Here is a 21,780-nt window from a genome sequence, read left to right on the forward strand (position 1 = left end):
CTACCCCCTTAGCCGGGCCCTGAGCCTACCCGGATCTATCCCTGATCTTGGTTCCGTGCCCTGTTCATACCGGTGCTAAGCCGATAGCCTGGGCAGCAGTTACTTTCCCAGCCTTCTAAGGAGCACACTATGAGCCTCAACCTATCCCTCGACTTGAGCGATGCCACCCTCGCGGACCTTGAAGCCTTCCTTGCCGCGGCCCGCGCTGCTGGGTGTGATCCCGCAGCCGCGCTGAGCGTGGAGGGGACGGTGATGCACGTGGACGTCGCCAAGCCCCGCGTCCGCCCCGACGTTTCGAAACCTGATACGCCACGTCGCACCAACCTTGACCGCTCCGCAGCGGAGTCCACCATCCGTTCCATCATCGATGCCCTCTCTGAGCGCCTTGATCCACCGCACCCTCCGCACGGGACTTCCTTTGGGACGTTTGGGCCGAGCGTGGATTAATCCGATGAGCTATAGGGAAGCCTAGAATTATGCCCGTGAAGTCCAAGCAGATCATCGCCGTATGGGTCCTCGTGGTGGCGGCCGTCATCACCGTCGTCGGCGCAGGCTGGTGGGTCACGGAGAGGAATCACGTACCGGAGGGAGCACTGACGGTGGAGCAGGTCGTCAATGGTGGCGTGCCGCAGGATCAGTCGGTGAATGCCCACCTCGACCCCACCGAAAATGACCGTATCGTGGCCCTGGCGGAGGCGCTGGGGATCCCGTCGGAATCGGTCCCGCGTGGCCTGCTTTCAGTGGCGTCGGATAGGTACAGGTCCCGCCAGGTCCTCGAAGCCGATCTGGACAAGGCCGTTGAGGCGGGCGCCATCACCAAGGAAGAGGCCAAGGGGGCGCTTTCTGCCTTCGACGCTGGCATCGTCGCCCCGGTGGAGGGACCGATCTTCGTGGAGTCGACCCCGGCTGAATAGTCCCAGCTGGCAACGCTGGCACTGAAGTCACAGGGACTGGCAGGAGATGCGCAGTCAATGAGGATTTGCCTTGCAGCCATGGCTCTTAAGCTCACACGCACAGATAACGAAACGATAAAGGTTGGTGCGTTGAGGTGGAGAAACGACGAAAACTACGCGAACTTCTCAGGACCGTAGTGGGAGTGAGTATTGCCATCCTCGTTCCCATCGGCGGTGGGCTAGGCGTCTTCGAAGTGGCCAACGGGGTGCCCCTTGGGGCGTCGTTGAGTGCCCTGTCCCTCCAGTAGCCCAGCCTTGTACTAGCTCACCTGGATGATTTTGGCGTGCGGGCCGTCCTCCTCGCCTCGGCAGCGCAGGACGTGCGTGATGAGGACACCTGCGATGCCGATGCACCACACGCCGAAGACTGCCCAGGCGGCTAGCTGGAAATCAGAGAACGGATAATCCGGCCCATTGCCCAAGTGGTCCAGTACTACGCCGACCAACTGGGCGCCGATGACTGTGGCCAGGAAGCCGCCCATGTTGCCCAGGCCCGTTGCCGTGGCGACGACCTTACGGTCGAGGTTTTCGCGGACAATGTCGAATCCATAATTTGCCACCGGTGTGCACAAGGACACCACGCTGATGAGGATGATCAGTGAGAGGTAGCTGCCGCCGAAGAGGAAGAACAGGACCCACACCGCGCAGTGGATAGCCACAAACCCCAAGGCGAGCCAGGGGCGGAAACCTCGCGTCCTAGAAGATAGCCTGCCGTGTACAGGGCCCACCAGAATCATGCACACGGTAAACCACGTCAGGGCCCAACCGGCGCTGGTCTTGGAAAATCCCATGCCCGCCGTCATCATGGGCATGCCCCACAGCATGACAAACACGTTGGTGGCGGCAAGTCCGACCCAGTGAATGAAGAATGCCTGCCAGGCTACGGGCGAACGGAAAACCTGGGAGAGCAGCGCGCCCATGCTTTCTGGCTGCGCGTTCGGCTTTTCCTTCGGCTTCTTTACGATTCCAAGCGTTTCCGGGGAATCAGCAACTGCCACCGCGGCGGCGACAGCGATGAGAATGCCCACCGCGCCCAAGGTAACGAAGGCCAAGGTCCATCCGCCCCAGCCCAGGAGCATGGCAAAAGGTAGGGCAGAGATAAACTGACCCAGCTGTCCCAGGGAGGAGGTGACCTGCGTGAACATGGGGGTGCGGTGCAGCGGGAACCAGTAAGGCAGGATGCGCATCACCGACAGGAAGGCGGTGGCATCACCCGCGCCGATGAGCAGGCGGGCGGCGATGGCTACCCAATAATTACTCGTGAAACCGAGAAGCACCTGGCCGAGACCCATAATGATGGAGCCAATGACGAGCAAGCGCCGTGGGCCGAACTTATCGATGAGCATGCCCGTCGGGATCTGCGCCAGTGAATAAATGCCCAGTTGTACAGAGGTGAAAACAGCAATGCGCGAGGCATCGACCTCGAAGCGATCAATGGCCTCAAGCCCCGCGACGCCAAAAGATGTGCGGCCGGTAATTGCCACGATGTAGACCAACACCGCAGCTACCCACACGGAGAGAGCCTTAGTGGTAATTACATTGCGAGGATGAGGAACCGACATGGCTGATACTTTACGCGTCACCAACTAAGATGCAGGGGGTGAAGTACATTTCGACCCGCGATACCGACCGCCAGCCCGCCTCCTTTACGGATATCCTCCTCGGAGGTCTGGCCCCTGATGGCGGCCTCTACCTGCCGGAAACTTACCCCCGCATCGATGACGCCACCCTGACTAACTGGCGCCAGACGCTGGCGGAGGGTGGCTACGCGGCCTTGGCCGCGGAAGTGCTCAAGCTTTTTGTGGATGATATTCCCGCAGACGACCTCGAAGGAATTGCCCAGCGCGCCTACACCTACCCCAAGTTTGACCACGAGGAAATCGTCCCCGTTAGCGAACTGGGGGAGGGCCTCTACATTGGCCACCTCTCTGAGGGGCCAACGGCCGCCTTCAAGGACATGGCCATGCAGATGTTGGGCGAGCTCTTCGAATACGAGTTGGCCCGCCGCGGCGAAACCCTCAACATTCTGGGTGCAACCTCGGGTGACACCGGTTCCTCGGCGGAGTACGCCATGCGCGGGCGCAAGGGCATCCGCGTCTTCATGCTGACCCCGGCTGGGCGCATGACGCCATTCCAGCAGGCCCAGATGTTCGGGCTGGATGACCCGAATATCTGCAATATCGCTCTGGACGGCGTGTTTGATGATTGCCAGGACGTGGTTAAGGCGGTATCGGCCGACGCCAACTTTAAGGCCGAGAACCGCATCGGTGCGGTGAACTCCATTAACTGGGCCCGCCTCATGGCGCAGGTGGTGTACTACATCAACTGCTACCTCAAGGTCACTACGGAAAACACCGAAAAGGTCTCCTTCAGCGTGCCGACCGGCAACTTCGGCGATATCTGCGCCGGCCACATCGCTCGCCAGATGGGGCTGCCCATCGACCGCCTCATTGTGGCAACCAATGAAAACGACGTGCTCGATGAGTTCTTCCGCACCGGCAGCTACCGTCCGCGCTCCTCGGAGCAAACCCACAAGACCTCGTCGCCGTCGATGGATATTTCCCGCGCCTCCAACTTCGAGCGCTTCGCCTTCGATCTGCTAGGCCGCGATGCCGCACAGATCAAGGAGCTGTTCGGGACGAAGGTGAAGGAAGGCGGATTTAACGTCGATAAGCAGACGCTTGAGGCCGCCCACGCGGAGTACGGTTTCCTGTCCGGTTCCTCCACTCACGCGGATCGCCTCGCCACTATTAAGGATGTCCACGAGCGCTACGACGTGCTGGTGGATCCGCACACCGCGGACGGCATCAAGGTCGCCCGCGCGGTACAGGAAGAATATGGGGTCGACACCCCCATCATCTGCCTAGAGACCGCCCTGCCGGTGAAGTTTGCGGAGACCATCAAAGAGGCCATCGGCAGCGAGCCGGAGGTGCCGGAGCGTTTCGCCGGCATCTTGGACGCCGAGCGCCATGTGACGGATCTGCCCAATGATGCAGCGGCGGTGAAGGACTACATCACGCAGTACATCAGCAACACGGAGGTTTAAGACAATGGGACAGGAACAATTCTCGGGCCCGGAGTACTTCACCGAGTTTGATCCGGAGAAGTTCATCCGCGACATGAAGCAGGTCGCTGAGATGGAGAAGGAAAATAAGGAGAATAAGGCGGACTCGGGTGAGGCTGCATCCGCGAAGGAAGACTAGCCGGCGCCTCCTTGGGATACTGAGCACAGTGGGGTTGGCACTGGCCGGGTGCACCGTGCCGATGGGCGCCGGACCCGTACAGAAGGCAGCCTCCAGCTCAGCTGTCTACTCCACCGTGGCGCCAGCTGAGCCGCAGGTGCATTCGCCGGATGCCTCCCCGGTGCCACCGGGCGCGGCGTTGGATACTTCGACCACCCAGCCCGTGCCCGGCGAAGCCTTTGACTTCAACCTGTGCACGGTGGCGTGGAGCTTCGTACTTGACGACGCCCGCACCATCGCCGTCACCGCTTCCCATTGCGGTGAGCCGGGGGATACCGTGTGGGCAGGCGCTGCCGACGGTGAATTTGTCTACCCGGCAGAGCCCGTCGGCACCATTATCTACTCCGATCTCAGCGCGCCGGAAACGCACCAGCTGGATTTCGCTTTGGTGGAAATCACCAGGGAGGCTGAGTTTTATGTCCCGCGGGACATGCCCACTACCGTCGTCGCGGCGGATGAACACATGTTGCCTGACAGCGTCTGCAAGCTGGGCCGCATCACCGGTGAGACCTGCGGCCCGCTGACGCACCGTGAGGGGCAGGGCAAACTCCAGTTTGATGACCGCACGGTGGAGACCGTCGCGGCGCGCGCCCAGGTGTGCTCCACGCACGGCGATTCAGGAGCCCCAGTGTATGGCGCGCCGGGCAGCCCTTATGAGGACGTGATCGTAGGGGTCCTCTCGGGCACCACTGATGCGGCGGCCAGCAGTGAGGGGTGCGCGGATGGTTCGGAAGCACAGATGTCGTTTACACCTGCCTCCAAGATCGAGGAACTTCTGCCGGAGATTCTGGCGCAGGTCTAAGGCGCTAAGATGGTGCCCATGCCCACTCCTGATTTTATTGTGTCCCTGCGTGAGAAAATTGGTCACGACCAGCTCTTTTTACCCAGCGTGACCGCGGTTATCGTGCGGGCCGTGCCCACGGGTTCCGCTATCTGGGAGTTGCCCTCGGTGCTGCTTGCCCAGCGTGCCGATAATGGCACGTGGGCTCCCGTCTCCGGTATCTGTGAGCCGGGTGAGGAGATTACGACGACCGCGCTGCGCGAGGTCAAGGAGGAAGTGGGCCTCGATGGCCGCATCGAAGCACTTCTCGGCGTGGGCCAGGTGGGCCCAGTAGTCTGCCCCAATGGGGATAAGTGTCTCTACATGGATACCTCCATCCGGGTCTCCGTGCCGGACGACGCCGAGCCGGTCATCTCCGACGAAGAGAACCTGGCCGCGCAGTGGTTTTCGGTGGCGCAGATGCCGACGTCTGTCAGCGCCCGCCACCGCATGATCATCGGGGACGCCGTGGCGCAGATGAAGCACCCGCAGGGCTTCCGCCCGCGGATGGGCTACGTCAAGCGCACCTCTTGAAAGGCTTTCTCCATACGCATTGATGTGAGGGCACTGGATCTAATTGGTGTATCGAGGCGGCAATCCTTAATCCTGCCGCGAAAAAGTCTCTCCGCGCCGGGTAACATGCACAGCTATGGCTCCCAAAATGAAGGACTACTTCAACGCTGACACGGCACAAAAACTCGGTGCACAGCTTGGAATTGACGGCGAAGAGTACGCCGCGTGGGTCGCGCCGCGAGTCGAGGATTTAGAGATCCTGGACCGCGTGACCGTGTTTGCACAAGGGCTTCGGGAACAGCTCGGCGGCGATTATGTCGGGGTGATTGGCGGAATCGTCGATAAGCTTGGGCCCGAGCTTGCGGAGGGGGAAGGTTACTTCAACCATGCATTCCATCTGTGGCCGGTGAGCCGTTTCATCGAGCTGCACGGGATAGATGAGCCGGAGGTTTCTTTAGATGCAATTGAGGCGCTCACCAGGGTGTTCACCGGTGAGTTCGCGGTGCGTCCCTTCTTAGAGCGCTACCCAGAGCTGACCATGGCCCGGGTGAATGAGTGGGCTGGTTCGGACAGCCACAACGTGCGCCGCCTGGCTTCCGAGGGCATCCGTCCGCGCCTGCCGTGGGCAAAGGTGCACGCGCCGTTTGTGGCGGACCCCTCGCCGATCCTTCCGGTCCTGGGCCGGCTGTACGACGATGCGTCGCTGTTCGTGCGCAAGTCCGTAGCCAACAACCTCAACGACATTGGCCGTACGCACCCCGAGTTGGCTCTTGCAACCGCCTCGCGATGGGCAGACAGCGGATCGTCGCACGCAGCGTGGGTGGTGGAACAGGGGTTGCGCGGGCTGATCAAGCGCGGCAATAAGGAGGCCCTAGAGCTTGTTGGCTTTTCTCCGTCCACCGCCGTCACCGCCACCCGCCCCGAGTTCCCCCACACTGTGGCCATTGGTGAAAAGGCGACTCTTTCAACGACACTCACCAACACCGGCGATGCGCCCGCACATGTGCTTGCAGAGTATCGCGTGCACTTCCTTAAAAAGAACGGAACCCGGAAGCCCAGTGTGTTTCGCCTCGGCAAATACACGCTTGATCCGGGCGAAACCCGAGTGGTGACCAAGACGCACCCGTTTCGGGTCACCAGCACACGCACCTACTATCCGGGCACGCAGGCCTTAAGCATGGTGATTAACGGCCGCGAAGGCGAGCAAGTGGAATTTGAGCTAACCCAGTTGTAACCGCGGCGCTAGATGACTGCACCAAAACCTGTGAGTGTGCCCGCCACTTTGTGGGGCTCGATCGCCCTTCTCATCATGTTCTGACTGCGGATGGGATACGTCAAGCGCGCCTCTTAATCTGGTTTTAGTGCTTTAAACAGGTGTTTATGCTGCCAGCCTGGCTGCGGCAAGCGGGGAAAACTGGCCTCCGGCAACATTGGGAGAACGTGTCAATCTCATGGGAAGTGCATGAAAAACATTGCTATCTGAAACTATCCCGCATAGCTTCAGGGTCATGTTGTCACTCAGATTCAAGAAAGTAACCATCGCCACAACCTTCGCCGCATTCGCTGGCACGGCACTCGGAACCGGGGTTGCCTCCGCGGCAGAGCCTTCTTCTGGAATCTCCTTCGGCTCCAGCTCCGGTGAGCTGGCACAGCTGAGCTCCACACTGTTTGGTAGCTCGAAGCCTGCTCCGGAAAACCCCGAAAACCCAGAAGCGCCGGAAGGTTCTGGCCTGATTGAAAAGGCAGAGGACGTGGAGGGCCTCACGGAACCGCTGACGGCAGAGCAAGCCAAGGAGGTTCTCAACGGCAGCTTCGTTGCGAAGAAGAACGATAAGATCGGGCTTTCCTTCCAACCGGATGGAACCGTAGGAGTTTCTGATGGTTGTAACCTCGGTAACGGTACATACTCTATCGCGGAGGACACCGGCGCCCTAGAGATCAAAGACGTCATAACCACTATGAAGGCTTGCGAGCCGGACGTGATGGTCGATGTTCACGATTTCAACGTCATTGTTCCGAAGAAGCCACAGGTCTATTCCATCGATGACACCACCATCGCATTGGTCAAAGATGGGCAGGCAATTCAGTTCGTCAAGGTCGATACCCCTGAAGAGAAGTAAGTGACCTTTCCTTATCAGGGGTCAACCCCCAGCAGGAGGTTGGCCACTTTTTGTGTTTTAGTCCGCGGTCTGTAGGGCGATGGGGGAGTTGTAGAGTTGCCTCAAAATATCATCGGAAACGCATGAAATGGGTTGATGTTGGCGGCCGTGGCCGATAGCTTCGGGGCCATGATTTCACGCACACTGAAGAAAGTAACCACAGCAACTGCGTTCGTCGCCCTCGCAGGCGGCGTCCTGAGCGCCGGTACTGCCGGTGCGCAAGAGCTGTCCTCCGTCGACTCCCCGCAGTCCAGCCAGATCCAGGAGCTGAGCTCCCGCCTCTTTGGCGGTCCGGGCACCCCGGAGGACTCTGAAGCACCAGAAGGCTCCGGGCTGATTGAGAAGTACGAGGACGTCGACGGCCTGCAAGACAAGCTGCCGGCCGATGAGGCCCAGAAGGTTCTCAACGGTACCTTCACCGCAAAGAAGAACCCAGAGATTTCCGTGACCTTCAATTCCGATGGAACCCTCGCCTACAACGATGGCTGCAACTCCGGTGGCGCTAGCTACAAGCTGGATCAGACCGATGCCATTGTGGTGGAGAACCTGAACTCTACGCTGCGCGCATGCTCCCCGGATGCCATGGCCGACGCCGATGCGCTCAACGCTATTCTCTCGGCCAAGCCCGTTGTCTTCCCCCTGGGGGGAAACAACTACGCACTGGGTAGCCAGGGCCAGGTCATCCAGTTCGAGAAGGCCGAGAACTAAGGCTTCCTAAGCGTCCAGCATTTCACCGTGGCGGGGCTAGTCCGAGAGTGGGCTGGCCCCGCTTGTGCGTGCGCGCCGGCCCTCGACGAGCCAGCCAATGAAGCGGCAGGAGCAGGCAGACCAGTGTGCGACAAGCAGCACCGGGATGCTGAGCGCGATGACGTCGAGAAGCTCCGAGCCATTCACCAGCGCTACTTGGTGCCCGCCCATGCTGACCGTTCCGGGCGGGAAGGTACACGCCCACCACGCTGGCGAGTAATCCACCCAGCGAGCCACGTTGGGGTAGAAGGTGACCATGGCATAAAGCGCGAGGGGGATGGCAATCACCATGGCGGTGAGCCCGTAGTAGACAGAGAAACTACCGGGGTAGAGGATCTGCATGGCGGTAGTGGATTGGCCCACCACGCCTAACGGAACCCAGGCCGTCGCGGAGTTGGCGCCGGTGAGATTGACTTTGCCGTGCCAGGCAGCCCAATACACGCGGATGAAGATGGGGACCGCGGTGGAGATAGACATGATGAATAAAACGGTGCCCATCACGTGGTAGGCGCGCCCGTAGTCGAGGGCGAGGAAGCCGGCGACGGAAGAGGAAATCATGGGGCCGACCAGCGGCAGGCCCCAGGTAAACCGCGGCTGACCGTCGAAACGGGTGAGCTGAATAGCCCACGTGATAACGGTGACTGGGCCGCCTATCCAGAAGCCGACTAGGCGGAAGGTTCCGATATCCGTCAACCCGGACAGTGCTGCGCCGAGCGCCAGGATGCCGATGAAGTACATCGACCACTCGGCCATTGAGGTCCGCGCGAAGCTGGGTTGCCGATACACCGCGAAACCCACCGTCAGCACGAGAAGAATGACGCAGGATAGCGCTGCGAAGATGGCAGAGCCAGTTAGCATGCCTTCCTCAACGAGCAGCCTGGAGACGATGGAGGTGCCCATGAGGCTGCCGCCCCATGCGGGGCCGGGCGGTGGTAGTTGGCGGAATTTGTCAGTCACAGAGGGGAATAGTAACCATTTACTGCGCACATGTCCCTTGTACAGTGCTTGATTAGCACGTGAGATTGCGCCATTGTGGGCGCGCCAGTAGGGGAGAACACAGTGTGGGTGTTGCATTAGGTGCTGGCACGACGACAGGCTCCGACGAATCAAGCGAAACGTCGAAGCCTGTCATACCTGTCATATCAGTGCAGCTAGGACAGCTTACCTCTAGCAGTCGTAGTACATCTCAAATTCCTGCGGAGTCGGACGCAGGCGCACCGGTGCGATTTCGTTCTCGCGCTTGTAGTTGATGTAGGTCTCGATGAGGTCCTCAGAGAAGACATCGCCTTCGGTAAGGAAGTCGTTGTCTTCCTCAAGCGCAGCGATGGAGGCCTCCAGGGAGGTCGGTGCCTGCGGAATCGAGGCAGCCTCTGCCGGCGGCAGCTCGTAGAGGTCCTTATCCACCGGGGCGTGCGGCTCGATGCGGTTCTTGATGCCGTCGAGGCCTGCCATCATCATGGCGGCGAAACCGAAGTAGGGGTTGCCGGACGGGTCCGGCGCACGGAACTCGATGCGCTTGGCCTTCGGGTTGGAGCCGGTAATCGGGATGCGGATGGCAGCCGAGCGGTTGCGCTGCGAGTACACCAGGTTGATTGGCGCCTCAAAGCCCGGAACCAGGCGGTGGTAGGAGTTCAGGGTTGCGTTCGTGAACGCCAGAACCGCCGGTGCGTGGGCCAGGATGCCGCCGATGTAGTAGCGAGCAATGTCAGACAGGCCTGCATAGCCAGCCTCATCGTGGAAGAGGGGCTTGCCATCCTGCCACAGGGACATGTGGGCGTGCATGCCGGAGCCGTTATCGCCCGCCAGCGGCTTCGGCATGAAGGTCACGGTCTTGCCGAACTGCTCCGCGGTGTTTTTGATGATGTACTTGAAGGTCTGAATATCATCCGCCGCGTGCAGCAGGGAGTTGAAGCGGTAGTTGATCTCGTTCTGGCCGCTGCCCACCTCGTGGTGGAAACGCTCGATGACAAAGCCTGCCTTCTGCAGCTGCTCCACCATGGCGTCGCGAACTTCGCCGTGCTTGTCGACGGGCGCCGTAGGGAAGTAGCCGCCCTTCACGCGAGTCTTAAAACCGGTGTTCGGGGTGCCATCGAAGTTGGTCTCGGAACCGCGGTTCCACCAGCCTTCATCGGTATCAACCTCGTAGAAGCCGTGGTTAACGTCGGTGCTGTAGCGCACGGAGTCGAAAATATAGAACTCAGCCTCGGCGCCGAAGTTACAGGTGTCCGCGATGCCGGTGGAAGCGAGGTACTCCTCAGCCTTGCGAGCGATGTTGCGCGGGTCGCGGCTAAAGGGCTCCAAGGTAAACGGGTCGTGGACGAAGAACTTGATGTTCAGGGTCTTCGCGGTGCGGAAAGGATCCACGAAGGCGGTCTTCGGATCCGGCAGCAGCGTCATATCGGACTCATCGATGGTGGTGAATCCGCGGATTGAAGAACCATCAAAGGCGAGGCCTTCGGCAGCTGCGTCTTCAGTAAATTCCTCGGCCGGAATAGAGAAGTGGTGCTCAGTGCCGGGGACGTCCGTAAACCGGATGTCAACGAACTTGACGTCCTCTTCCTTGATGAATGCGATGACGTCCTGGATTGTCTCAAAGGACACGGTGGTCTCCTGTTGGTTGACGTGTAGTACTCCCGACTAGTTTACAGGTATTGGCTTTGTCGCTGGGGTGTCTGGGGCACGTGGAGGCAAATTTTCTGCTTAGCAGAGACGACGGCTAGATTGGTGGGCATGGCTGATAACAACGATGGCTTTGAGAACGGGCAGTGGCCTGGGCAAACAATGGGCTTGCCCAAGGAGGGCTCAGGTTCCCTGGCTTCTGTAATGCGGCGCACTTTTGGCGTTCTCATTGACTGGCTCTTGGCAATGCTGATAGCCAATCTCCTCGAGCTCTTTACGAATTCGCTCGGTGGCCCGGCATTCTTGGGCTATGCGGTGTGGGTAGTCATGGGCATCGTGTGCGGTTGGCTCTTCGCCCGCACCCCGGGCATGGCGCTGCTGGGGATGGGAGTCGCACGTCTTGATGTGCCGGGCTCTTCCGTTGGCTTGTGGCGAGCCGCGGTCCGCACGCTGCTGACTGCAGTGCTTTTCCCCGCGGCGATGGTGGATGCCGACGGCCGCGGCCTCCACGACCGCGCCACCGGCACCGCCGTCATCATGGCTTAAGGCTTGTTCTGCGTCAGCCGGTCGTATCCACCACAGATGCCCCACAAATGGTTCCCCTGAAAAGGTTTGTTTGGGGGCAAACAAACCTTCTTCATAACGCTAGAGGGTTTACTTGGGGTCAAGTAAACCCTCTGAGTAGAACCATCTGACGAAACCTGGTCACGAAGGCTAGGACGGTTCTAAAGCAACGAAGAATCGCAAGGTAAAGAAGGGGTCCCTTCCGAGAATCTCGGAAGGGACCCCTTCTTGTACGGAAACGAGGTGGCTTATTTGCCGCCCTTGCGCTCCTGCATGCGGCGCATGCGGCGGTTCATGCCCGCCATGTTTTGAGCCTGGCGGGGCATTGGGCCCTTGGGCAGGCCCGGAGTAGTGCCCGGCAGATCATCCATGGCCTCGATGCGGCGAATGTTCTCGTAGGTTTCGTTCTTGTTGTAGTTGCGCGGCAGCTTCATGATGTGGGTGCGCAGCTTGGACACCGGCACTTCGTCCTCACCGCTGCCCACGAAGACCTCGTACACCGGCACACCGCCAGCCAGGCGGTCAACGCGCTTCTTCAAACGGTTGAGGGTAGGGGCGACGCGCTTGCGGTCACCTTCGACGACGAAAATGACGCCGGAGTTACCGATCACGCGGTGAACCAGATCCTGCTGGCGGGTCGCAGCCACGCCAGGCTTGACCTTCCACACCACGCCCACGGTGTTGCGCAGCTGCTGCTCCAAAGCCCAGCCGGCGACACCTGGCTGGTCCTCCACCTTCTTGTACATGTCGCGCTCAAGGCGGCGAGTGAACAGGAACATGGCGAGCATCGCACCAAGGCCCAGGCCGATGATGAGCATGAACCACTGGCCGTTAAAGAGCAGGCCGATAAGGAAGAAGAGCAAGCCCACGCCCAAGAATGCGGCCAGCATGATGGGGATGAGAGCCTTGTCCTGCTTGCGCTGCATGTTGAACGCTTGCCACATTTGTGACCAGTTCTGCTTGCGCTTGGCACGCTTTGCCGCGCGCTCTTGCTTCTTCGCGTCCTTGAGCGACGCCTTATCGTCCTTAGCCATGTCTCCTACTTTAAGGGCAAGAGGAATAAAAAGAGAAACGCGTTAGCGGATGGTAGCGGCAACAGAGTTGGCCTGTGCAGGGGTCTTGGCCATGCGCGTGGTCACCGGAGTTTCCTCGGAGGGGCCATACTTCTCGAGAAGGGTGGAAGCCTCCTGAGCTGTAGCGCCCTGGGAAGTCTCCGCCAGGTGCTTCAGGTTCTCCGGAAGCTCGAGGCCGCGTGCCTCCATGGCCTGCACGTAGAGGCGGCCAGCGCGGTAGGAGGAGCGGACCAGCGGGCCAGACATGACGCCACCAAAGCCGAGCTCCTTGGCCAGCTTGGAGTGCTCCACGAACTCCTCCGGGCGCACCCAGCGCTCGATCGGGTGGAAGCGCGGGCCGGGGCGCAGGTACTGGGTAATCGTGATGATGTCGCAGCCTGCCGAGCGCAGGTCGCGCAGTGCTTCCTCGATCTCCTCTGCGGTTTCGCCCATGCCCAGGATGAGGTTGGACTTGGTAATCAGGCCAAAGTCGTGGGCCTGGCGGATGACGTCGAGCGAACGCTCATAGCGGAAGGCCGGGCGGATGCGCTTGAAGATGCGCGGCACCGTCTCCAGGTTGTGGGCGAAGACCTCAGGGCGGGCTTCAAAAACCTCTTGGAGCAGGTCCGGCTTGCCGGAGAAGTCCGGGGTGAGGTTCTCCACGCCGGTGTTCGGGTTGAGTTCATGAATCTTGCGGACGACCTCAGCGTAGAGCCAGGCACCCTCATCCGGCAGATCATCGCGGGTAACACCCGTAATGGTGGTGTAGTTGAGATCCATTTCCTGGATATTCTCTGCCACACGGCGCGGTTCGTCGCGGTCCAGCTCCGCTGGCTTGCCGGTAGCGATATCGCAGAAATCACAGCGGCGAGTGCACTTGTCGCCGCCGATGAGGAACGTAGCCTCACGCGATTCCCAGCACTCGTGAATATTGGGGCAGCCAGCCTCCTGGCACACGGTGTGCAGGGAAGCACCAGTCACGCGAGATTTCATGTCCTCATACCCAGGGCCGGTGCGAACCTGGTTGCGGATCCAGCGCGGCTTCTGTTCGATGGGAGACTCCGCATTCTTCTTCTCAATGCGGAGCATCTTGCGTCCTTCAGGCTTAACAGTCACGGAACCTCACTTTAGGTGTTGAACTAGCTCTTTCTAATACAAGCCCTACGAGTGGCTGCTTTATTCCACCGAGGGTAGCCGCTATTTTTCTTGCGCGGCTTTGCGGGCTTGGCGGGCCTTCTCGTTGGCCACTTTGATGGGATCTGGGGCCGAGGCAAAGGTGTGGTCGGCCACCGTCAGTTCGCCGGAGAGGGCTTTGCGGAGGGCGTCGAGAAGCGGGGCTTCTGCCTCCTCCATGGTCACCTCACGGCCGAGCTCAAGCGACAGCGTCGACACATCCGCATCATCGATGCCGCAGGCCACGATGTGCTCGTAGTACTCCAAGGTGTTGGTGCAGTTGAGCGCTAGGCCGTGCATGGTCACGCCGCGGGTCACGCGAATGCCCAACGCACCTAGCTTGCGGTCGCGCTTCGGGGCGGCTGGGTCGGCAGCCTGGGTGGTGGAAGGAACCCACACCCCCGAGCGGCCATCGATGCGCCCAGCGGTGCTCACGCCGAGTTCGCGGACGGCTTGGATGATGGCCTCCTCAAGACGGCGGACGTAGTCGACAACGTCAACCGGCTCGGCCAGTTTGATAATGGGGTAGACCACCAACTGGCCCTCGCCGTGCCAGGTGATGCGCCCGCCCCGGTCAACATCAATGACCGGTAGGCCATTATCGGGCATATCCTCCGGCTGCGTGCGCTTTCCGGCGGTGTAGACGTTGGGGTGCTCCACCACGAGGATGACATCACCCTGCGTGCCCGCCGCCCGCGCCGCCGCGAGCTCGGCCTGGAGATCCCAGGCCTCTTGGTAGCCCATGCGGCCCAAGCAGCGGATCTCCAGTGGTTCGTCGGAAGCGCGGATGGAGCGATCAGCGGGAAAGAAAGGTTCGCGGGGAGCAGTCATGAACCCAATCCTAAACCCCGCGAAGATTCAGCCAGAAAGGGGCTGAGTGTGCGCTGCTCAAGCGTTGTTTTAATCGACGCCGTTGGCGGAAGCGTACTCATCGGCGGTCATCAGCTCGCCGACCTCGGTGACCTCGACCTCGAAGAGCCAGCCCTCACCGAAGGGATCGTTGTTGATGACTGCATAGTCATCGTGCACGTCCTCGTTGACGGCGGTCACGGTGCCGGTGACCGGGGAGTAGAGGTCAGACACGGACTTGGTGGACTCCACCTCGCCGCAGGTCTCGCCGTGCTCGACGGTATCGCCCACGGCGGGCAGCTCAGCGAAGACGACCTCACCCAGGCGGTCAGCGGCCACGGAGGTGATGCCAATACGGACGGTAGAACCAACGACAGAGTCAGCGGTGGCGTTGATCCACTCGTGGTCCTCGGAGTAGGAGAAATCGGAAGGAAGGTTAGCCATGAGAAGGGGTGTCCTTTCGGTAGTTGACTTCAGTAGTGGAGTTTACTTATCGCGCTTGTAGAAGGGCAGCGCGGAAACCTCGAAGGGGTAGCGCTTGCCGCGGATGTCTACCTCCACGGCAGCACCCGGCTCGAGGCCAGCGGCGGTATCGATGAGAGCGAGCGCCACCGGGTGTCCCAGAGTGGGGGAGGGCTGGCCGGAGGTCACCGTGCCCACCTTGTTCTCACCCACATACACCTCGGAGCCGGCACGGGCCGCGCGGCGCTGGGAGGAGACAAGTCCGGTGATGACGGCCTGCGGGCCCTCCTCGGCGCGCTGGCGCAGCACCTCAGCGCCCACAAAGTCCTGCTCCTTCTTGGCAAAGGCGCGGGACATTCCGGCTTCCACCGGAGTGATATCGCGGGTGAGCTCGTTGCCGTAAAGCGGCATGCCTGCCTCCAAGCGCAACGAGTCGCGTGCTGCCAAGCCGCAGGGCTTGATGCCGTATTCCTCGCCGGCCTTGAGCAGCTCTTCCCACAGCTCCGGGGCATCGGAGTTGTAGACGATGAGCTCGAAGCCATCCTCACCGGTGTAGCCGGTGCGGCAGATAAACGCGTACTTGCGGGCCACCTTGCCGGTCATCGCGGCATAGTAGGGCAGGTCCATGACAGCCTGCTGCTTGGTGTCCTCCACCAGCGGGACAAGGATCTCCAGCGCCTTTGGGCCCTGGACGGCGATCATCGCCACATCGCGGGACTCGTTCTTCAGGTCCACATCGAAGCCCTCGGCGCGCTCGTTGAGCGCTTCCCACACGGTGTCGGCGTTGCCAGCATTGGGCACGACGAGGAACTTGGTCTCCTCCAAGCGGTAGGTGATGAGGTCATCGATGATGCCGCCATCCTCCGCGCAGATCATGGAGTACTTCGCCTTGCCCTCCTTAAGCGTGGTGAGGTTGGAGATGAAGCAATAGGAGAGGAACTCGGCGGCGTCCGGGCCGTTGACCCAGATTTCACCCATGTGGGAGAGGTCGAAGAGGCCTGCGGCATTACGTACCGCGCGGTGCTCCTCCAGCTCGTTGTCATACTTCAGCGGCATCTCCCACGGCCCGAAGGGCGTGAAGGTAGCGCCGAGGTTCTCGTGCTCAGCATGCAGCGGGGAGTGCAGGTAGTCAGTCATTGATTAAACCTCCTGGTTGTCGTCGGAGTAGTCAAAAGCCTCTGGCGGCGGGCAGGTGCACACCAGGTTGCGGTCACCGTAGGCCTCATCGATGCGGCGTACCGGTGGGAAGTACTTGCCGCGGCGCAGGGAGGCCACCGGGTAGGCGGCCTGCTGGCGGGTGAAGGTGAAGTCCCATTCATCGTCCGACACGGCCTCGGCCGTGAACGGGGCGTGGTGGATGACGGAATCCTCGTAGGCCACCTGGCCGTCGATGATCTCCTGGATTTCAGCGCGGATGGAACGCATGGCTTCGATGAAGCGGTCCAGCTCACCCAGATCCTCGGACTCGGTCGGCTCCACCATGAGGGTGCCGGCCACCGGGAAGGACAAGGTCGGTGCGTGGAAGCCGTAGTCCACGAGGCGCTTGGCCACATCAGCGGCGGTGACTCCGGAGGCGTCGGTCAGCTCGCGCAGGTCAAAGATGCATTCGTGGGCAACCAGGCCGGCATTACCCGTGTAGAGAACCGGGAAGGAATCCTTGAGGTTCTGCGCCAGGTAGTTCGCGCCGAGGATGGCGTGGCTCGTGGCCTCCGTAAGTCCTTGCGCGCCCACCATAGCCAGGTAGGACCAAGAAATCGGCAGCACGCCGGCGGAACCGTAGCGCGATGCGGTGGACGGCACGCCGGTGCCTTCTGCGGCCGGCTGCGCGGGGTCCAGCTGGGGGTCGTTGGCATCCGTTGGCAGGAAGGGCACCAAGTGCTTGGCGACGCCCACCGGGCCCACACCCGGGCCACCTCCGCCGTGCGGGATGGTGAAGGTCTTGTGCAGGTTCAGGTGAGACACATCGCCACCAAAAGCACCCGGGCGGGCCCAACCGGCGAGCGCGTTCATATTGGCACCGTCGATGTAGACCTGGCCGCCGGCCGCGTGGACCTTGTCGCAGACCTCGCGCACCTCCGGGTCGAAGACGCCGTGGGTGGAGGGGTAGGTAATCATGATGCCGGCGATGTGCTCGCCATGCTGCTCAATCTTGGCGTCGAGGTCGGCGACGTCGATGGAGCCATCGTCCGCGGTCTTGACCACGACGACGCGCAGGTTGGCCAGGGTCGCCGACGCGGCGTTGGTGCCGTGCGCGGATGCCGGAATGAGGATGACATCGCGGCCGTGGTCGCCGTTGGCCACGTGGTAGCGGCGGATGGCCAGCAGGCCGGCCAGCTCACCCTGGGAACCGGCGTTGGGCTGGATCGAAACCTGGGCGTAGCCGGTGATATCGGCGAGCCAGGACTCGAGCTCGTCGATCAGCGCGCGCCAACCTGCGGTGGTCTCCTCCGGGGCATACGGGTGGATGCCCGCGAACTCCGGCCAGGAGATGGGCTCCATGGCAGAGGTGGGGTTGAGCTTCATCGTGCACGAGCCCAGCGGGATCATGGTGCGGTCGAGTGCCAGGTCCTTATCCGCCAGGGTGCGCAGGTAGCGCAGCATCTGGGTCTCGGAGTGGAGGGAGTTGAAGATCTCGTGCTGCAGCGGCTCCTCGGAACGCTGGACGGAGGACGGAATCTCGAAGGAGCCAGACGTGGCTGGCTCGGAGTTAGTGGAGGCCTCGGCGCCGAAGGCAGCGGCAAGGGTGTTGACGTCCTCGTTGGTAGCGGACTCGCCGAAGGAGACCGAGACCTTGTCGGAGCCGATGGCGCGCACCAGGTAGCCCTGCTCCTGCAGCTGGGCCTTGACGGCGGCCGCATCCACGCCGGTGACGGTCACGGTGTCGAAGAAGTCGTGGGAGACAATCTCCTTGCCCGCGCCGGTGACAGCCGCAGCGAAAGCAGAAGCGCGGTCATGCACGCGCTGGGCAATCTCCTTCAGCCCCTGCGGGCCGTGGTAGACGGCGTACATCGAGGCCACGTTGGCCAGGAGAGCCTGGGCGGTACAGATATTGGAGGTGGCGCGCTCGCGGCGGATGTGCTGCTCGCGGGTTTGCAGCGCCAGACGATAAGCGGGGCGGCCGGCGGCGTCCTTGGACACGCCCACGATGCGGCCCGGAAGCTGGCGCTTGAGCTTATCCGTGACGGACATGAAGGCCGCGTGCGGGCCACCGAAGAATAGCGGGACGCCGAAGCGCTGCGAGGAGCCGAGGACGACGTCTGCGCCCATCGAACCAGGCGCTTCTAGAAGGAGCAGCGACAGTGGGTCGGCCACGACGGCGGCCAGGGCGCCGCGGGTGTGGAGCTCCTCGATGGCGGCGTGCGGGTCGACGATATCGCCCTCGGTTCCGGTGTAAGCCAGAACTGCACCGACGAGGTCTTCGCCGACGATGCCATCGCGGACATCAGCGATCTCGACCTCGAGCTCGATGGCGCGGGCGCGCTCGGCGGCCACGGTCAGGACCTGCGGGTGCAGGCGAGAGTCCAACAGCACGCGGCGGCCCTTCTTCACCGCGCGGGCCATCAGGCCGACGGCTTCGGCGGTGGCAGAGGCTTCGTCGAGAAGCGAGGCGTTCGCGATGGGAAGGCCGGTCAGGGACTCGATCATGGTCTGGAAGTTCAGCAGTGCCTCGAGGCGGCCCTGCGAGATCTCCGGCTGGTAGGGCGTGTAGGCGGTGTACCATCCGGCGTCCTCCAGCAGCCCGCGGCGAATGACCGCCGGGGTGAGGGTATCGGAGTAACCCTGGCCATAGAAGGACTTCAGCACGACGTTCTGGGAGGCGTACTCGCGCAGCTTCGCCTGCGCATCATCTTCGCTCAAAGCCTCCGGGAGGTTGAGCGCCTCGGTGGCGCGGATGGAGGCTGGCAAGGCGGCATCGACAAGCGCATCGACGCTGTCGTAGCCCAGGGCCTTGAGCATCGTTTCACGCTCGGCTGCATCCGGGCCGAGATGACGAGAGATGAAATCCATATGGTGAATCTCCTTCGTGGCGTTAGTTTGTGTGACCTAAACTGCTCCAAGTATAAAGCGTATGCCATGACATTAACCCCGGTTACCCCTGATTCGGAGATGTAGCGTCACGGCAGTCAGCGCCGCGACAGCGAACCCGATGATGAAGGCGGTGGAATACCCCGTGACAGGGCCCAAAAGCGAGAGGATGAACGGGGCAAAGAAGCCGAGATAGGTCAGCGAATAAAACACCCCCGTTGCCGCGCCGAGTTCCGCCGGGTGAGCGATGGCTTGCGTTTCTGCGAGCCCGCTGAGCATGCCAATTCCATAGGAGCTGCCCATGATGATGGCCGCGAGGGGGAGGAGGAACACCGCCCAGCCGTGGTGTGCCGCCGCGACGACGATGAGACACAGGAGCATGCCTATCGCGGCCAGCACTATGCCGTGGAATGCGGTTACGCGGATGCGGCCCGCTAGCTGTTGGATTACCACGCCGCTTCCCATGGTGAGTAGCGCACAGAGCCCCGCAATGAGAATGGGGTGGCGCAGGTGCTCACTGAGCTGTGAGGGGAGGAAGACGAAGGCAGTGGTGGCGGAGCCAAAGACCCACGGGGCATAGGCCACGACCGGTAGGTAGCGGGGAGTAAGCAAACTCGTGGGTATGAAAGTGCGGCGTTGCGTAGGCTTCGGCGCAGTGTGATTCTCCGGAACCGTCCACACGAGCGGCACGACGATGAGTGCCAACCCGATATGCAGAACATAAGGCACGACGGTGGGCCAAGGGAGGAACTCTGCGGCGATACCGGCAACGCCAGGTGCCAACGCGAAGCCAGCCGAAAGAGCAATGGAGGAACGCTTCGCACCAACGCTGAGGTGGGTGCTGAGTTCCTTAATCCAGGCAGCGCCGGAAGACATGGCCAGTCCCACCGCAGCCCCGGCACACAGGCGTCCGATCAGCAAGGGGAGGAAGGCGCCGCCTGCGCCACTGAGGAAGACCAGTGAACCCGCAGTGGTGGAGAGGACGGCTGGGCGCATGACAGCGCGGCGTCCCAGCGAATCCGAGAGCGGACCGCCTATGAAGAGAGCCACCATGATGCCGAGGGCGTAAATGCCAAAGAGGAAGGTCGTCTGCAGAACCCCCAAATCGGTGGTGACTTGGTAGACCACGACCATGGGGGCGAAAAGATTAGCGCCGCACGCGACGAGGAACATGCCGAGAGCGACGCGGAACCACTTCTGAGAAACCATGCTGCACAGTCTAGTGTGCTGAGTCACAGAGGTTAGGTCTTGGTGGCAAGACGGTTAAAGAAAACGCGCCTATCTGCCAAACTTAGCGCCGCCTGAAAACCGGGCAATAGTTTTGGCAGATAGGGCAGTTGCGGCGCCACTGAGCGATGTCACCGAGCTGTGTTTGCGGGGGTGGAGGAAAGCCGGGTGGAAAACGACGAAGCTCCCCCGCCGCAGTGGCAGGGGAGCAGTCTCTTAAGACTTGGAGTCTTGTTAAGCCTTAGAGGTCAAGGTCGGCTTCGAAATCTGCGGTTTCGAGGCGGTCCTTGATGGTGGTGATGAAGCGACCAGCGTCGGCACCGTCGACCACCTGGTGGTCGTAGGTGAACGGCAGGTAGCACATCTGGCGGATGGCGATGGCGTCCTGGCCGTCCTCGGTCACGACGACCGCGCGCTTGGTAATAGCGGCGGTGCCCAGGATGCCAGCCTGCGGCGGAACCAGAATCGGGGTATCCAGCAGGGCGCCCTCGGAGCCGATGTTGGTCACGGTGAAGGTTGCACCGGTCAGATCGTTTGGCTTGAGCTTGTTGTTGCGGGCCTTATCAGCCAGCTCGGCGATCTTCTGGGCAATCTCCGGCAGCGTTAGCTCCTGGGCCTTGTGGATGACCGGGGTCAGCAGGCCGCGCGGAGTATCCACGGCGATGGCCACGTTGACGTCAGCGTGGTAGGTCATCTCCTTGGTCTCCGGGTTGTAGGACGCGTTGACGTTCGGGTGGGAGACCAGCGCCTCAACGGTGGCCTTCACGATGAACGGCAGGAAGGAGAGGTTGGCCTCGTACTTGTCGATGAACGCCTGCTTGGACTGCTTGCGCATATCCCAGATGGCGGTCATATCGACTTCCTGGACGTGGGTCAGCTGAGCAGAAATCTGGAGGGCCTCAACCATCTTGGTCGCCGTGATCTCGCGGATACGGTTGACCTTCTGGGTGGTGCCGATGAGTTCCTGCTTCTCCGGATCCACAGACTTGGTGGACCAGCGAGCGCGCGGGTTGCTGGAGGAGGCGCTAGCGGAGGAGGCCGGTGCCTCACCTTCGCCGGCGGCGGCCAGGACGTCCTGCTTGCGGATGCGGCCGCCGACGCCAGTGCCGGAGACGGTGGAGAGGTCTACGCCGTGCTTCTCAGCCAGCTTGCGCACCAGCGGGGTGACATACGGGACGTTATCGCCGTTGTTGACCTTCGTGGAGGTCTCAGAAGTCTTCGGCTCGGAGGACTGGGAAGCAGCAGGCTTCTTCTCTTCTGCCTTCGGCTCCTCCTTCTTCTCCTCAGCCTTGGGCTCTTCCTTCTTTTCCTCTGCCTTTTCTTCCTTGGCGGCGGGCTTCTCGGAGGCTGCGGCGGAGCCGTCGCCGACGCGGG

General features: G+C 61.6%; 21 protein-coding genes. 10 read left to right on the forward strand and 11 right to left on the reverse strand.

Annotation, left to right across the window (positions count from 1 at the left end):
- The first annotated feature begins 129 nt into the window (after positions 1-129).
- Positions 130-447 carry a hypothetical protein gene (locus tag HMPREF2932_RS12830; protein WP_070510008.1) on the forward strand — a complete coding sequence of 106 codons (318 nt, stop codon included), beginning with the start codon at positions 130-132 and terminating at the stop codon, positions 445-447.
- 29 nt (positions 448-476) lie between these two features.
- Positions 477-914: a hypothetical protein gene (locus tag HMPREF2932_RS12835; RefSeq protein ID WP_070517377.1), complete on the forward strand. Its 438-nt coding sequence runs from the start codon at positions 477-479 to the stop codon at positions 912-914.
- Between the two features lie 299 nt (positions 915-1,213).
- On the opposite strand, the gene HMPREF2932_RS12840 is transcribed toward HMPREF2932_RS12835, so the two are convergent.
- Positions 1,214-2,515 carry an MFS transporter gene (locus HMPREF2932_RS12840; protein ID WP_071410314.1) on the reverse strand — a complete coding sequence of 434 codons (1,302 nt, stop codon included), beginning with the start codon at positions 2,513-2,515 and terminating at the stop codon, positions 1,214-1,216.
- Positions 2,516-2,553: 38 nt separating this feature from the next.
- Between HMPREF2932_RS12840 and thrC the strand changes: the two genes are divergently transcribed.
- The 7 genes from thrC (at position 2,554) to HMPREF2932_RS12870 (ending at position 8,395) form a co-directional block, all read left to right on the forward strand.
- A complete protein-coding gene (gene thrC / locus HMPREF2932_RS12845; RefSeq protein WP_071410315.1) occupies positions 2,554-3,999 on the forward strand; it encodes a threonine synthase in 1,446 nt (481 codons plus the stop codon).
- Between the two features lie 4 nt (positions 4,000-4,003).
- Positions 4,004-4,156, forward strand: a complete 153-nt coding sequence (locus HMPREF2932_RS13660) for a hypothetical protein (protein WP_168163144.1) — start codon at positions 4,004-4,006, stop codon at positions 4,154-4,156.
- A gap of 28 nt (positions 4,157-4,184) precedes the next feature.
- A complete protein-coding gene (locus tag HMPREF2932_RS12850) occupies positions 4,185-4,997 on the forward strand; it encodes a trypsin-like serine protease (RefSeq protein ID WP_232760891.1) in 813 nt (270 codons plus the stop codon).
- 18 nt (positions 4,998-5,015) lie between these two features.
- Positions 5,016-5,549: an NUDIX hydrolase gene (locus tag HMPREF2932_RS12855; protein ID WP_071410324.1), complete on the forward strand. Its 534-nt coding sequence runs from the start codon at positions 5,016-5,018 to the stop codon at positions 5,547-5,549.
- Between the two features lie 115 nt (positions 5,550-5,664).
- Entirely contained in the window at positions 5,665-6,762 is a 1,098-nt protein-coding gene (locus HMPREF2932_RS12860; RefSeq protein ID WP_071410316.1) for a DNA alkylation repair protein, read from the forward strand.
- Between the two features lie 274 nt (positions 6,763-7,036).
- The gene (locus HMPREF2932_RS12865) at positions 7,037-7,648 is read left to right on the forward strand and encodes an META domain-containing protein (RefSeq protein WP_046647746.1); all 612 of its coding nucleotides are present in this window, start codon (positions 7,037-7,039) and stop codon (positions 7,646-7,648) included.
- 168 nt (positions 7,649-7,816) lie between these two features.
- On the forward strand, positions 7,817-8,395 hold the full coding sequence (locus HMPREF2932_RS12870; RefSeq protein WP_246818679.1) for an META domain-containing protein: 579 nt from the start codon (positions 7,817-7,819) through the stop codon (positions 8,393-8,395).
- 36 nt (positions 8,396-8,431) lie between these two features.
- Here the strand turns inward: HMPREF2932_RS12870 and HMPREF2932_RS12875 are convergent, their stop codons facing one another.
- Together HMPREF2932_RS12875 and glnA are read right to left on the reverse strand one after the other, a co-directional pair.
- Positions 8,432-9,391 (reverse strand): TDT family transporter, encoded by a 960-nt coding sequence (locus tag HMPREF2932_RS12875; RefSeq protein ID WP_210397807.1) that lies wholly within the window; start codon positions 9,389-9,391, stop codon positions 8,432-8,434.
- 210 nt (positions 9,392-9,601) lie between these two features.
- The gene (gene glnA, locus HMPREF2932_RS12880; RefSeq protein ID WP_046647924.1) at positions 9,602-11,035 is read right to left on the reverse strand and encodes a type I glutamate--ammonia ligase; all 1,434 of its coding nucleotides are present in this window, start codon (positions 11,033-11,035) and stop codon (positions 9,602-9,604) included.
- Positions 11,036-11,164: 129 nt separating this feature from the next.
- Between glnA and HMPREF2932_RS12885 the strand changes: the two genes are divergently transcribed.
- Positions 11,165-11,599 (forward strand): RDD family protein, encoded by a 435-nt coding sequence (locus HMPREF2932_RS12885; RefSeq protein ID WP_046647925.1) that lies wholly within the window; start codon positions 11,165-11,167, stop codon positions 11,597-11,599.
- A 266-nt stretch (positions 11,600-11,865) separates the two neighbouring features.
- Here the strand turns inward: HMPREF2932_RS12885 and HMPREF2932_RS12890 are convergent, their stop codons facing one another.
- From HMPREF2932_RS12890 to sucB, 8 genes are all read right to left on the reverse strand, one after another.
- Positions 11,866-12,651 carry a DUF4191 domain-containing protein gene (locus tag HMPREF2932_RS12890; protein WP_046647926.1) on the reverse strand — a complete coding sequence of 262 codons (786 nt, stop codon included), beginning with the start codon at positions 12,649-12,651 and terminating at the stop codon, positions 11,866-11,868.
- Between the two features lie 42 nt (positions 12,652-12,693).
- Complete coding sequence (gene lipA, locus HMPREF2932_RS12895) at positions 12,694-13,758, reverse strand: lipoyl synthase (RefSeq protein ID WP_070510675.1); 1,065 nt, start codon at positions 13,756-13,758, stop codon at positions 12,694-12,696.
- A 108-nt stretch (positions 13,759-13,866) separates the two neighbouring features.
- On the reverse strand, positions 13,867-14,673 hold the full coding sequence (gene lipB, locus HMPREF2932_RS12900) for a lipoyl(octanoyl) transferase LipB (RefSeq protein ID WP_049154550.1): 807 nt from the start codon (positions 14,671-14,673) through the stop codon (positions 13,867-13,869).
- Positions 14,674-14,742: 69 nt separating this feature from the next.
- Positions 14,743-15,135: a glycine cleavage system protein GcvH gene (gene gcvH / locus HMPREF2932_RS12905; protein ID WP_046647929.1), complete on the reverse strand. Its 393-nt coding sequence runs from the start codon at positions 15,133-15,135 to the stop codon at positions 14,743-14,745.
- A 42-nt stretch (positions 15,136-15,177) separates the two neighbouring features.
- Positions 15,178-16,290 carry a glycine cleavage system aminomethyltransferase GcvT gene (gene gcvT / locus HMPREF2932_RS12910; RefSeq protein WP_046647930.1) on the reverse strand — a complete coding sequence of 371 codons (1,113 nt, stop codon included), beginning with the start codon at positions 16,288-16,290 and terminating at the stop codon, positions 15,178-15,180.
- A gap of 3 nt (positions 16,291-16,293) precedes the next feature.
- A complete protein-coding gene (gcvP, locus tag HMPREF2932_RS12915) occupies positions 16,294-19,161 on the reverse strand; it encodes an aminomethyl-transferring glycine dehydrogenase (RefSeq protein ID WP_071410318.1) in 2,868 nt (955 codons plus the stop codon).
- A 72-nt stretch (positions 19,162-19,233) separates the two neighbouring features.
- On the reverse strand, positions 19,234-20,388 hold the full coding sequence (locus tag HMPREF2932_RS12920) for an MFS transporter (RefSeq protein WP_071410319.1): 1,155 nt from the start codon (positions 20,386-20,388) through the stop codon (positions 19,234-19,236).
- Between the two features lie 259 nt (positions 20,389-20,647).
- Positions 20,648-21,780 (reverse strand): 2-oxoglutarate dehydrogenase, E2 component, dihydrolipoamide succinyltransferase (gene sucB, locus HMPREF2932_RS12925; protein WP_071410320.1); only part of this gene is annotated, 1,133 nt, incomplete at its 5' end.

The organism is Corynebacterium sp. HMSC074H12 (genome assembly GCF_001813755.1).
Taxonomy (GTDB): domain Bacteria; phylum Actinomycetota; class Actinomycetes; order Mycobacteriales; family Mycobacteriaceae; genus Corynebacterium; species Corynebacterium hiratae.